The 13172-nt window shown below is 60.8% G+C and carries 9 protein-coding genes; 5 read left to right on the plus strand and 4 right to left on the minus strand.

The features are described from left to right. Positions 1–20 precede the first annotated feature (20 nt). From AB5Y53_RS18510 to AB5Y53_RS18525, 4 genes are all read right to left on the minus strand, one after another. Positions 21–2063, minus strand: coding sequence for a prolyl oligopeptidase family serine peptidase (locus AB5Y53_RS18510; protein WP_368182817.1), 2043 nt, complete (start codon positions 2061–2063; stop codon positions 21–23). Next, positions 2063–4231: a TonB-dependent hemoglobin/transferrin/lactoferrin family receptor gene (locus tag AB5Y53_RS18515; RefSeq protein WP_368182819.1), complete on the minus strand. Its 2169-nt coding sequence runs from the start codon at positions 4229–4231 to the stop codon at positions 2063–2065. Before AB5Y53_RS18515 ends, AB5Y53_RS18510 begins: the two co-directional genes overlap by 1 nt. 249 nt (positions 4232–4480) lie before the next feature. Further along, positions 4481–6328 carry a DUF3413 domain-containing protein gene (locus AB5Y53_RS18520; RefSeq protein WP_069652730.1) on the minus strand — a complete coding sequence of 616 codons (1848 nt, stop codon included), beginning with the start codon at positions 6326–6328 and terminating at the stop codon, positions 4481–4483. Between the two features lie 43 nt (positions 6329–6371). Further along, the gene (locus AB5Y53_RS18525; RefSeq protein WP_039038627.1) at positions 6372–6599 is read right to left on the minus strand and encodes a YejL family protein; all 228 of its coding nucleotides are present in this window, start codon (positions 6597–6599) and stop codon (positions 6372–6374) included. 73 nt (positions 6600–6672) lie between these two features. Between AB5Y53_RS18525 and yejK the strand changes: the two genes are divergently transcribed. From yejK to AB5Y53_RS18550, 5 genes are all read left to right on the plus strand, one after another. Beyond that, complete coding sequence (gene yejK / locus AB5Y53_RS18530) at positions 6673–7722, plus strand: nucleoid-associated protein YejK (RefSeq protein WP_039038628.1); 1050 nt, start codon at positions 6673–6675, stop codon at positions 7720–7722. A 395-nt stretch (positions 7723–8117) separates the two neighbouring features. Further along, complete coding sequence (malE, locus tag AB5Y53_RS18535) at positions 8118–9299, plus strand: maltose/maltodextrin ABC transporter substrate-binding protein MalE (RefSeq protein WP_010674249.1); 1182 nt, start codon at positions 8118–8120, stop codon at positions 9297–9299. A 73-nt stretch (positions 9300–9372) separates the two neighbouring features. Next, positions 9373–11028, plus strand: a complete 1656-nt coding sequence (gene malF / locus AB5Y53_RS18540; protein ID WP_279989674.1) for a maltose ABC transporter permease MalF — start codon at positions 9373–9375, stop codon at positions 11026–11028. Between the two features lie 12 nt (positions 11029–11040). Further along, positions 11041–11931: a maltose ABC transporter permease MalG gene (malG, locus tag AB5Y53_RS18545; protein WP_010674251.1), complete on the plus strand. Its 891-nt coding sequence runs from the start codon at positions 11041–11043 to the stop codon at positions 11929–11931. Positions 11932–12001: 70 nt separating this feature from the next. Further along, a complete protein-coding gene (locus AB5Y53_RS18550; RefSeq protein ID WP_368182822.1) occupies positions 12002–13138 on the plus strand; it encodes an ABC transporter ATP-binding protein in 1137 nt (378 codons plus the stop codon). Positions 13139–13172 lie beyond the last annotated feature (34 nt).

Consider the following 13172-nt stretch of genomic DNA (forward strand, 5'->3'; position numbering starts at 1 on the left):
CAGAAAAAGAGGGCAAGGGGTCAGTGGTTGACGCCCGCCTGGGTGAGCAGGAAGGCAAACTCCTGCGCCGCACGCAGCGCCGCCGTTCGGGGGGCACCCAGGTGGCCGCCGTCGAGTTCGGTGCGCAGCAGATAGGGGCCTGTTCCCGTGCTATGGGATCGCAGGCGGGCTATCCACTTGAGGGGTTCCCAGTAGGGCACCTGACTGTCGTGCAGGCCGCCCGTCACATAGACGGGGGGATAAGGGGCATTGTGCAGGTTGTCGTAGGGGCTCAGGCGGCGCATCGCGGCATAGTCACCCGGGATGGCCGGATTGCCCCACTCAGCGTACTCCTGCCGGGTGAGGGGCAGCTCGGGATCCTGCATGGTGCCCAGCAGGTCGACGAAGGGAACTTGCAGCACGGCCCCGGCGAAACGGGTGGGCGCCTGGTTGAGTGCCGCAGCTACCAGCAGGCCGCCGGCGCTGCCGCCCATGGCAAACAGCCGGGCGGGATCGATGGCGGGATCCTGGGCCAGGGCATCGGCAACGGCGAGAAAATCATCCACGCTGTGCTGTTTGTCACTGCCACGACCCTCCCGGTACCAGGATTCGCCGAGCAGACCGCCCCCGCGCACATGGGCGATGGCGTAGACGAAGCCGCGATCCAGCAGGCTCAGCACCCGGGGCTGGTAGTAGGGGCGCATGGGGGTGCCGTAAGCCCCATAGCCGTAGAGCAGCAGTGCCCTGGGGTGGGTAATGCCCTTGCGCCAGACCAGGGAGACAGGCACCTTGACCCCGTCCTTGCCCGCGATCCAGCGTCGCTCGCTCTGATAGGGGGAGGTGTCCCTGCTCTCGGGTGTCCCCTCCCATGCGCCGGAGGCGAGATCCAGCCAGCGCTGGTGAGGTGGCTCGGCCATCCCCTGGCGGCGAATGAGCACCTTGTCGCTGGCCGGTTCCTGGCTGCCCTGGATCCAGGCCGTGCCTGCGCCATCGGTGAGCGGCAGGCTGTGGATCAACGCACCTTTGGCGTCCAGCACATCGAGCCAGTCATCCCCTTCCTTGCGGTATTGCAGCACGGTGTGCCGGGCAAAGAGGCGCCACTTCTCGAGTTCCCGGCCCTCGCCGGACCAGAGCCGTTGCCACTCTCCCTTCGCCACCAGGCTCAAGTCGGCCACCTGATAGAGGCCGAGGGCGCCGTCCCGGTTGCTCTTGAGCAGCACCCTGTCCCCCTGGGTATCCAGGTAGTATTCGAGGCCGCGCTCGCGCCCCTTGAGCAGGTCGGCCCGACCCGCGTCCAGCAGGTATTGCTCCGAGCTGTCGTGGTTGTTGCTTTGCAGCACCAGGTGGCGGCGATCCGTGGTGCGATAGAGGCCGAGCAGCCAGGCGGGATCGCGCTCCTCATACACCAGGGTCTCCTTGCCATCCTGCCAGGCCAGCAGTTGCCAGGGGCGCAGGGTCTGGCGCTCGTTGGCGAGGGTGTAGAGGGTCTTGCCATCCAGACTCCAGAGCAGATCGCCGGCGCGGTGAGGCAAAGAGGCCAGTGTCTCGCCGCTCGCCAGATCCAGCAGGGTGATGCGGTAGTCCCGATCTCCCCTGCGGTCTTCGGCCAGGGCAAGCAGTTGCCCGTCCGGGTGCAGGGCCCAGGCGGCGAGCTCGTAATACCCCTCGGCAGGTTGGCGGGGAGCCAGCCGCTTTCGGGGAGCGTCATTGGCGTCGCTGCGTTGCCACAGGCTGCCGTCCGCCTCCATGCGCCACTGGCTGCCAGCCTGGCTAAGCCAGTCGTCCGGCACGGGTTCGCCCCGCTCCCGGCCCTGCCACTCCGTCTGCAGGCGCTGCACCAGTGGCGCCTGGCCGGCGAGCTGCTGCTCGGTCCAGCGGTTCTGCTCGCGCAGCAGCGTCAGGAGGGCGGGATCCTGGCGGCTGTCATCACGCCAGCCACCATAGGGATCGAGACGGGCTATCTCCCCCTTCATCAGTTGCGGGCGCTCGGGGATGAGGGGCGCGGCCTCCAGGGTTGCCTCAGGCAGGGGAGAGGCGGGGGCCGGCGTGGCCAGCAGGCTGGCCAGGATCAGTAAGCTGTGCATCAGATCCCCACGAAGGTGTAGCGCAGGCTGGCACTCAGGGTGCGGCCGCTCTGGGTGAAGAGGGAAGCATCGGTCCCGGTTTCCAGCCCGGCCACATCCTGATAGCGGGTGTAGCGCGTGTCGAACAGGTTGTCGAGCTTGAGGTTGACCTTGAGGGCGTCGGTGACCAGCCAGTCGGCCGTCAGGGCGAAACTGAGCCAGCCGGCACTTTCGAGGCAGTCCCCCTGGCGGCCGGTCAGGCTGTTGCCGCAGGTGGGCACCCGGCTCATGGCAGCGGCATAGTCCGCCTGAATGCCCAGACTCCACTCATTGGCCTGATAGCTCAGACGGGTGTTGCCCTCGAGGGGCGTCAGGGTGCGCAGCGCTTCACCTTTGTTGTCCTCGCCATCGACCCAGCCGAGCTTGGTGGCGAGCTCCCACTCCTGGGTCAGCCAGTAGCTGGCGGCGAGTTCGGCCCCCCAGGTTTCGGCCTTGGCGACGTTGCGATATTGGCGCAGGATGACGCCATCGCTCAGGCGCAGCCCCACCTCGCGCCAGTCGATGAAGTTGTAGTAGCGGTTGTAGAAGAGCGCTGGCTTGATGCTCCAGTTGTCCCCCTCGCCACTCAGCCCCCACTCGATGCTGTGGCTGGTTTCTTCCTTGAGCCCGGTGTTGGCGATGATCTCGAAGGGTGGCAGAGCGAAGTAGTGGGGGATGTTGCCGTACACCTTGTCGTAGGAAGGCGCCCGGAACCCGTTGGCGTAGCTGAGCCAGCTGCGCCACTGGTCGTTGAAGCGGTAGCTGGTGGCCAGGCTCGGGGAGAGGTGCCAGCTGTGGTTGCTGTCGTGGCTGCCGTCCAGCGGCGTGAGCCACTGGTGATCCATGCGCAGGGTGGGGGTGAACTGCCACTGGCCCAGGCTGGCCACGTCGCCGAGCCAGACTCCGGCCCTGTCGGTACGGGCGCGGCTGAAGGGGGCGGACTGGCCGGGTTGGGGAATGCCGGCTTCCAGACTCAGCTTCTCCACCGGCCGCTCGTGGGTGGTGCGCTCCAGCTCGATGCCGTAACTGAGCTGATGGGAGATATGCCCGGTGGCGAGATCCCGGCGCACATCCAGCTCGGTACCGATCCTGTCTTCGGTGAAGGTGGCGAGCTCCCGTTCGCTGCGATAGCGCGGATAACCGCTCAGCAGATCGTTTTGCAGCAGGCTGCGCTTGTTGGCGGTGTTTTTCGAGTGATTGCTGTAGGCACTCCAGGTGAGGCTGTCGGCCAGTATTGTGTCGAGGTTGCTCGCCTCCCAGGCCAGCTTTCCCCCCTGCGTGCGTTGGCTGCCCTGCTCGTGGTACTGGCGCACCTGCCACTTGCCATCGGGCTGGGGCACTTCGCGCGGCCCCTGATCCCGCTCGGCGTTGTCCTCGAAGTAGTCGAGTTCGAGGCGCAGCAGATGATGTTCGTTCAGCTGGATGCGAGAGCTGGTGGAGGCGCTGAGGCCATCCAGATCCGCCGGGATGCGGCTCTCGTCGTAGTTGGCGGTCTCATGTCCCTGCCAGCCGGAGAGGCGCAGCAGGTGTTCGGTATCCCGTATCCGGGCGGCGCCGGTGGCGCTCAGCTTCTGCTTGTCACTGCTGCCATCGTGCAACACCTTGCTGCCGAGATAGGCATCCTGGCCCTGAAGGTAATCTTCCGGCTGCTTGGTGCTGATGACGATGGTGCCGCCGATGGCATCGGAGCCATGGAGGGAGGAACCGGCTCCCTTGGCTACCTCTATCTGTTTGACATCGTCGAGATCGAAGCTGAAGCGGCCCACCTTGTCGTTGAGGTCGTCGGCGCCAAAGCCGTCGCTGACCCGCACCCCGTCCTTGATGATGAGCACCCGGTTGCCGCCCATGCCGCGGATGATGATGTTCTGGGGGCGGCCGGCGGAGCCGGTCACCGAGACGCCGGGTTCGTTCTTGAACACATCGGTGAGCTCGGTGGCAACCTGGCGATCCAGATCCTCCTCTGTGATGACGGTGATGGAACCCGACACGTCGGAGAGCTTCTGCTCGATGCGCTGTCCCTTGACCACGATGGTTTCCCGCCCCTTGAGTTCGGGGGGCATGTCCGTTGTGTCGACCCCGGCGGGATCGCTGGCAGCCAGCGCCGTACCGGACAGCAGCATGGGCCAGTAGTGAAGAAGTCGAATTTTCATATTTGATAATAATTATTATTTAAGCCTGAGGGCGCGGATTATTGCAGAGGGAGTCAAGCAGATCAATAAATGACAATCATTATCATTTTGTTTTTATAATATTGATCGAATTGAGTTTTTTGAGAGATAAATCAGTAAGGTAGTGGCATACGTTTGCGAATGACGCCATGGGAAACAGGAGGACGGGCGTGGTGCGGGCAAGAAAAAGCCCGCCATAGGGGCGGGCTCAAGGAGGTGTGCTGGCGCTGATCAGGGGGCGCGATAGAAGCGATTGAGCTCGTTCATCACCTGGATCAGGGTGCCCATGTCCGGGGTGCCGTGCTTGATGGGGCGATAGGTGTCGCGGTCCAGCAGCTCGAAGTCCCCCTGCTTGTTGAACTGGGTGATGGTGTTGCCCTGATAGATGGCGAAGTCATTCTGATCCCCCGCCAGCAGCCAGGTGCGTGTACTGGCTTCGAACAGGTTGCGCCCCGTGCTGTAGTCACGATAGGGGTTGCGTACACCCAGCATGTTCTTCATCAGGGTCGGTACCAGATCCAGGTGGCTGCTCGCCTGCGCCTGGGGCGCAGGTTCGGCGCCAGGCCAGGCCAGCACCAGGGGGACCTGTACCTGATAGGTCGAGTAATTGCTGCCATAGCCCCAGCTGTTGCTCTGGGTCTCGTTGAACTCCTGGCCGTGGTTGGAGGTGACCACGACGATGGTCTGATCATCAAGCCCCTGCAATTGCAGTTGGGTCAGCATCTGCTCCAGCAGTTGATCGGTATAGAAGACCGCGTTCTTGTAGCGGTTCTCCAGCTTCTGCAGGTTCTCGGGCCGATAGGCAGTGGCCGGGTTGAAGCGGGTCAACTCGGGCTGGAAGGGGCCCTTGATGCTGGCGGGCACCTGATAATCCCCCGGGCTAGAGAGATAGACCAGAGAGAACCAGGGTCTGTCCGCGGTGCGCGTGCCAAGCCACTGCTGCCAGTCGTCGATGAGCCTGCGGTCATCGGTCTGGCGGGAGACGAAGACCTGCTTGCGCAGACCCGCAAGCAGACTTTGGCGATACTGCTTGGCATCTTCCAGTGCACCGAACAGGCCGAACTGGTAGTCCTGACGCAGCATCTCGTCGAACAGCACAGGGGGGCGCTTGTCGGCCCGGATGTCCCCGTAATAGTGGCCGGGCAGCCCGTAGAAGAGGCTGAACATCCCCATGGCTTCATCATTGCCACCACTCATGTGCTGGCGGAAATTGAAGTGGTTGTCCGCGTAGCGTTGCAGATTGGGCATGTTGATGTTGTTGAGCATGTCGGCTCGCAGGGAGTCGACCACCACCACCAGCAGGTTCTTGTGATCGCTGGGTGCGCTCACGCTGAGGGGGCGCAAGGGATAGAGCAGGCGGTGCTCAGCGCTTCCCTGATCTTCGGCCTTCTTCTCATACTGCTCGAGGTCGAGCCAGCCATGCTTGGCCAGGAAGCTTCTGGCGGTCATGGGGTAGGAGAGGGGGAAGTTGGCGCGTTGCATGGTGATGGGTTGATACAGGGTCGCATCCGCCCAGCTGTTGACCAGATGGGTCAGGATGAAGCAGACCAGCAGGGCCAGCCCCACCTGATTGCCGTACTGGCGGCGTTTGCGCTTGTTGATCTTGCGCCACACATAGGCCGACAGCAGCAGTTGCAGCAGGAAGATGGCGGGCACCGCCACGAAGATGATGCTCCAGATAGAGCCCTCTTCGGTCTGCGCCTGATCCAGCAGCAGTTGCCACACCTGGCCATTCAAGTGGAACTTGAACAGCTGGAACACCTGGGTGTCGATAAGCAGCAGCACCAGCGCCAGGGTGGCGATGATGGATGAAATGAAGCGCAGCGGCTTCTCCTTGGGCAGGATGAAGCTCAAGGGGAAGATGGTCAGCAGATAGGTGACGAAGCTCAGGAACGAGAAATGACCTATCCAGCTGATGACGAGATAGGTCACGCCGAGCGTGGTCGATGGCCAGCTGATGGCGCCCAGGTAACGGGTCGAGATCAGCATGGCCAGGATGATGTTGAAGAAGGAGAACCAATGCCCCCAGGTGATCAGGCGAGAGACATTATCGCGATAGGGGTTGCCGGTTTCGACCATAATGATCCATCTGCTTGAAAAACATCAAAGAATGCGAAGAAACTCAGTGCGCATCGTGGCGATGGCCCACCGAGGCGGTGAGTGCCTGGATGAACTTCTCGGTGATCGCCTGGCGCTGGGCCGGGGCCATGCCGTTGATGATGTTGGTGGTCAGGTTGCCAAGGACCATCAGACTGAGATCCACCGGTGCCTTGTGTTTCTCCAGGGCGGTGATCAGGTCGTTCATCAGGGCGTCAAACTGCTCGTTATTGTACTTTGATACGATGGGCATAATCTTGGGTTCACCTCGGTTCAAAGCGCCTTATAATACTTCACCCTTTCGGCTAACACTATGGCTTTGTGACATGAGTCTCGATATCGACAAGATCATTCTTCACTCCCTGCGGGCGGGCAACGATGGCCAGCCCCACGCCGATACCCGCAGCCAGACCCTGCCTGCCGACGAGGCGGTACAAGGGCTGATGGCGGAGCTGCATCGCATCTACAACGGCAAGGGGGGAAAGGGCTTTGGCTTCTTCGCCGATCCCGAGGCCGCCGTCGCCGAGCTGGCGGAGGGGGAAGACGCCCCCAAGCAGCCTTCCCCCGCCTTTCGCATCGCCCTGGAGCAGCTGCTGGCGGAGCAGACCGAGTTCGTCCCCTTTTCCGTTAACCTGACCCAGATGCTGGTCAAGCAGCTGGTGGAGCATGCCCTGGACGAGCAAGGGGTGTTGCTGATTGCCAAGTACAACTATGTGGGGGTGGATTACCTGATGATCGCCCTGCTGGAAGGCAAGGAGAGCGTCACCGTGAGCGAGGCGCTGGAGCTGCGCCACATCCAGTACCTGGATATCGGCAAACTCAATCTGGTGGCCCGCATCGATCTCACCGAGTGGAAAACCCAGGGGGATTCGCGTCGTTATATCACCTTCAGTAAGGGCCGGGTCGGTCGCAAGCTGGGGGATTTCTTCATGGATCTGCTGGGGGCCCGGGAGGGCATGGATGCCAAGATCCAGAACAAGGGGTTGCTGCAGGCGGTGGACGATTACTGCGACAGCCGCCAGCTCGAACCGGCCGAACGCAATGACTACAAGAAGCAGGTCTTCAAATATTGCACCGAGCAGGCCAGCGCCGGCGAGGAGATCGAGATCAAGGAGCTGTCGGCGGAGTTGCCCGGTGATGGGGACCTCGATTTTTACAGCTTCATCGGTCAGGAGTACGAGCTGGAGGAGCGCTTCCCGGCGGACCGTTCCACCCTGCGGGGCTTGACCAAGTTTGTGGGCTCCGGTGGCGGCCTGACCCTGAGCTTCGAGCAGAAGTTGCTCAACAGCCGGGTCTTTTACGATCCCCAGACCGACACCCTGACCATCAGGGGAGTCCCGCCCAATCTCAAGGATCAATTGCTGCGCCAGTCGTAATGTGATCCAGCCGTCATTTCTTGCAAAAAGGCACCGGAGTCCGCTCCGGTGCCTTTTTATTTAAGGGGGTGATGTAGATGGAAACCACCTCAGTACTTTTGTTAACACATTGAACAAAATATCGGGAATGAAAGGGTTTTCAGTGGGGTGAAATCCCTTTCAGTGACGTAAATTAATTTCCTTTCTGTAATTTAATTTCCATATCTTGGCAAAAATATGGGGATATCCCTTCCTAAGTCGCTGAAATAAGAAAATGTTTTCATAACTTTCTGGAAGAAAATACGTAATTGCATTTCAAAAATGCGAGGCGTGTCATGTGAGGCATTGACTGCTTGGGATAATATTCATCTGCACACAATGCTCTTACAGCGCGGAACTAATACAAGGAAAGGCTCATGAAAAAGAAATTGCTGTCATCCCTGATCGGTCTGGCTACCCTGGGCGTGGCCTGCTCTGCCACTGCTGCCATTGATGAAGGTCAGCTGACCATCTGGATCAACGGTGACAAGGGCTACAACGGCCTGGCCGAAGTCGGCAAGAAGTTTGAAGCCGAAACCGGCATCAAGGTCACCGTCGCCCACCCGGATCAGGTTGAAGTCAAATTCCAGCAAGCCGCCGCCACCGGCAACGGCCCGGACATCTTCTTCTGGGCTCACGACCGTTACGGTGAGTGGGTCAAGTCCGGTCTGCTGGTTCCCGTGACCCCGAATGCCGCCACCAAGGCCAAGTTCGAGCAATTCGCCTGGGATGCCATGACCGTCGATGGCAAGACCTATGGCTACCCGGTCGCGGTAGAAGCCGTCAGCCTGATTTACAACAAGGATCTGTTGCCCAACCCGCCGAAGACCTTCGAAGAGATCGCCAAGATCGACGAAGACCTGAAGAAAAATGGCAAGCGCGCCATCATGTGGGCCTATGACACCCCCTACTTCAGCTACCCCCTGGTGGCTGCCAACGGTGGTTATGCCTTCAAGAAGACCGCCACCGGCTATGACGTCAAAGACACCGGCGTGAACAACGCAGGTGCTAAGGCCGGCGTCGGCTACATCTCCGAGATGATCAAATCCGGTCACCTGGAGAAGGGCATCGACTACGGTGTGATGGACGCCAAGTTCAACAAGGGCGAAGTGGCCATGATGATCAACGGCCCCTGGGCCTGGAGCAACCTGGACAAGAGCGGCATCAAGTATGGCGTAGCCCAGCTGCCGACCCTGAAAGGCAAGCCGGCCAAGGCCTTCGTTGGCGTACTGGGTGCCACCATCAACGCCGCCAGCCCGAACAAGGATCTGGCCATCGAGTTCCTCGAGAACTACCTGCTGACCGATGCCGGTCTGGCGCCGATGAACGCCGACAAGCCGCTGGGTGCCGTGGCCCTGAAGTCCTTCCAGAAGACCCTGGAAGCCGACCCCAACATCAAGGCCACCATGCTGAACGCCCAGAACGGCGAACCGATGCCGTCCGTGCCCGAGATGAGCCGTTTCTGGTCCTCCTTCGAAACCGCCCTCAAGAACGTCACCTCTGGCCGTCAGGGTGTTGACGAAGCCCTGGATACCGCTGCCAAGCGTATCGTCCAGTAAGCATGCACTACCCGGGAGGCCTTCGGGCCTCCCACTCTCTCAATCTCTCTTGGCGCAATAAAGGTTAATTGGCATGGAAGTAGTACCTTCTATCGAATCCTATGCCGGTCCGAAGAAAGACAAGTACGTCTGGCTGAAATGGACCATGGCGGCACTGATCGCAGTGCTTAATGGTTATGCGGCCGTGATGATGTATGCCAGCGGCGAGTGGGTATTTGCCCTGCTCGATCTGGTGGTCGTATCCGTCGGTCTCTATGTCTTCATGAACAAGAAGACCTATGCCCACCGTTATATTTTCCCCGGTGTGGCAGGCATGGTTGTTTTTATCATCTTCCCTCTTGCCTACACGATCGGCATCGCCTTCACCAACTATTCGGGATCCAACTTGCTCTCCCTTGAGCAGGCACGGGATTACCATCTGAAAAAAACCTACAAGGTGACCGGCGGTGAATTCGATTTCACCCTCCTGGGTGGTGAGAACAATCAGTTTCAGCTGCTGCTGAAACAGGACGACCAATCCTTTATCAGTCAACCCCTTACCTTGCTGAACAACAAGGCGCGTACCCTGGCCGTCCGTGAAGGACGGGTCCGTGACGAGCCTCAGGTTGTTCAGTTGCAGCCTCTGGACGGGGCCACGGTCGGCGAGGCGGCACCCATTCGTGCCATCGTCGATCACCGCACCCACCTGAGTGCCCTGGATGTGGTACTGCCGGAAGGCAATATCCATCTAACCCTGAGCAGCCTGCGCAAGTTCGCCGCCCAGAAACAGCTCTATACCCAGCTGGTCGACGGCGCCGTGCTCAAGTCCGGCGTCATGATAAAAGATGCCAACCTGCTGCGTGACAACCAGAGCGGCGAGCTGATGCTGCCCAACGGTGACACCGGCTTCTACCAGTACATCGATGCGGAAGGTCACTTCGTCGGCAAGGGCATTGCCCCCGGTTTCGTGGTGAGCGTGGGTTGGAAAAACTTCATGCGCATCATGACGGACCCGGGTATCCAGAGTCCCTTCATGCAGATCTTCGTCTGGACCGTGATCTTCTCCGCCTGTTCGGTGGCGTTCACCCTGGCGATCGGCATGGTGCTGGCGTGTCTGGTGCAGTGGGAGCAGCTCAGGGGGCGTGGTTTCTACCGGGTCATGCTGATCCTGCCCTATGCGATACCGGCGTTCATCTCCATCCTGGTGTTCAAGGGCTTGTTCAACCAGAACTTCGGTGAAATCAACCTGTTCCTGGAAGCGGCCTTCGGCATCAAGCCGGACTGGTACACCAATCCCTTCCTGGCCAAGGTGATGATCCTCATCGTCAACACCTGGCTCGGTTACCCCTACATGATGATCCTCTGCATGGGCCTGCTCAAGGCCATTCCGGAAGATCTCTACGAGGCGTCCGCCATGGACGGGGCGGGGCCGGTACAGAACTTCTTCAAGATCACCGTACCGCTCTTGATGAAGCCGCTGACACCGCTGTTGATTGCATCCTTTGCCTTCAACTTCAACAACTTCGTACTTATCCAGTTGTTGACGAACGGGGCGCCGGACATCATCGGGGCCACCACGCCGGCCGGGACCACCGACTTGCTGGTGAGCTACACCTACCGGATCGCGTTCCAGGGCTCGGGTGGTCAGGACTACGGTCTGGCCAGTGCCATCGCCACCGCCATCTTCCTCATCGTGGGTGCGCTGGCCTTGCTCAACCTGAAATTGTCCAAAGCCGACAAGCAACTGTAAGGAGGCTTCAACATGGCAATCGTACAACCCAAATCAGTCAAATACCGGGTGTGGGCAACCCACCTGGTGATGTGGGGCTTCCTGGCACTGATCATCTTCCCGCTGATCATGGTCATCGCCATCTCGTTCCGTAACGGCAACTTCTCGGTGGGGGAGATCATCCCCACCAATCCGACCCTGGATCACTGGAAGCTGGCGCTCGGCATGTCCATCACCAACGCCGACGGCAGCATCACGCCGCCGCCGTTCCCGGTGCTGACCTGGCTGTGGAACTCCATCAAGGTGGCGGGCATCACCGCCCTGATGATAGTGGTGCTCTCCACCACCTGTGCCTACGCCTTCGCCCGTCTGCGGTTCCGTGGCAAGTCCACCATCCTGCAGGGCATGCTGATCTTCCAGATGTTCCCGGCGGTGCTGGCACTGGTGGCCATCTACGCGCTCTTCAACAAGATCGGTGACTACATCCCCTGGCTGGGTCTCAACACCCACGGCGGCCTGATCCTAGCCTACATGGGGGGCATCGCCCTGCACGTCTGGACCATCAAGGGCTACTTCGAGACCATCGACTCCTCCCTGGAGGAGGCGGCGGCCATCGATGGCGCTACTCCGTGGCAGGCGTTCCGCCTGATCCTGCTGCCCCTGTCGGTGCCCATTCTGGCGGTGGTGTTCATCCTGGCCTTCATCGGCTCCATCACCGAGGTGCCCATGGCCTCCATCCTGTTGCAGGATGTGAACAATCTGACCCTGGCGGTCGGGGCCCAGCAGTACCTCTATCCGCAGAACTACCTGTGGGGTGACTTCGCCGCAGCCGCCGTGCTGTCAGGCTTCCCCATCACGGTCGTCTTCCTGCTCGCCCAGCGCTGGCTGGTGGGCGGTCTGACCGCAGGCGGCGTGAAAGGTTAACGGTTCATGGCCGGGGGAGCTGGCTCCCCCCGTCATCACGATTTGCAAAGATTCAAGAGCGGAGCTCGACATGGCTGAAGTAGTACTCAACAACGTTCGCAAAAATTACGACCCGGCTGTCCACAAGGACACCCTGCGCAGCATCAACCTCGACATCAAGGAAGGGGAGTTCATCGTCTTCGTCGGCCCTTCCGGCTGCGGCAAGTCCACCCTGCTTCGGATGATCGCGGGTCTGGAAGACATCACCAGCGGCGAGCTGACCATCGGCGGGCGCTACATGAACGACGTGCCGCCGGTGGAGCGCAACGTCGGCATGGTGTTCCAGTCCTACGCCCTCTACCCGCACATGAACATCTACGAGAACATGGCTTTTGGCCTCAAGCTCAAGAAGATGGACAAGGAGAACATCCACAAGCGGGTGATGCGCGCCGCCGAGATCCTGGGTCTCGAGCCGCTGCTGGACAGAAAGCCCAAGGCCCTTTCTGGCGGTCAGCGTCAGCGGGTCGCCATCGGTCGCTCCATCGTGCAGCAGCCGCAGGTGTTCCTGTTTGACGAACCGCTGTCGAATCTCGACGCCGCCCTGCGGGTCAAGATGCGCATCGAGATCGCCAAGCTGCACAAGGAGCTCAACTCCACCATCATCTACGTGACCCACGACCAGGTGGAGGCCATGACGCTGGCCAACCGCATCGTGGTGCTGAGCCCGCTCAAGGGCGAGGCGGCCACCAACCTGGAGCAGTTCGGCACCCCCCTCGAGCTCTACCACAACCCGGACAACAAGTTCGTGGCGGGCTTCATCGGCTCCCCCAAGATGAACTTCCTGGCGGGCGAGCTGGTGGAGATCGGGGAGCAGGAGTGCGTGGTCAAGCTCACATCCGGTGATACCGTCCGTGCCCGGGTGGATGCCCGTCGCGGCGCGGTGGGCGACAAGGTGGAGTTGGGCATTCGCCCCGAGCACCTGGTGCCGCTGGGTCATGCCCATGCCGACAGCCGCGTGAGCGGCGTGGTGCAGGTAGCCGAACACCTGGGGGCAGAATCCTTCGTCTACATGGACGTGGATGGTCACGACTTCACCGTCAAGGCGAGCTCCGACATCGACGTGGTCACCGGCCAGGAGTACAGCGTCGGCATCCCGGCCGAAGCCTGCTACCTGTTCGATGCCAAAGAGCAGGCGTTCCCGCGCACGGCCAAATATATCCGCGCCTGAGGGCGAGAGTGCCAGGTTTTCCTTTCTATACGTT

Source organism: Aeromonas sp. R7-5, assembly GCF_040908015.1.
GTDB classification, from domain to species: Bacteria; Pseudomonadota; Gammaproteobacteria; order Enterobacterales; family Aeromonadaceae; genus Aeromonas; species Aeromonas caviae.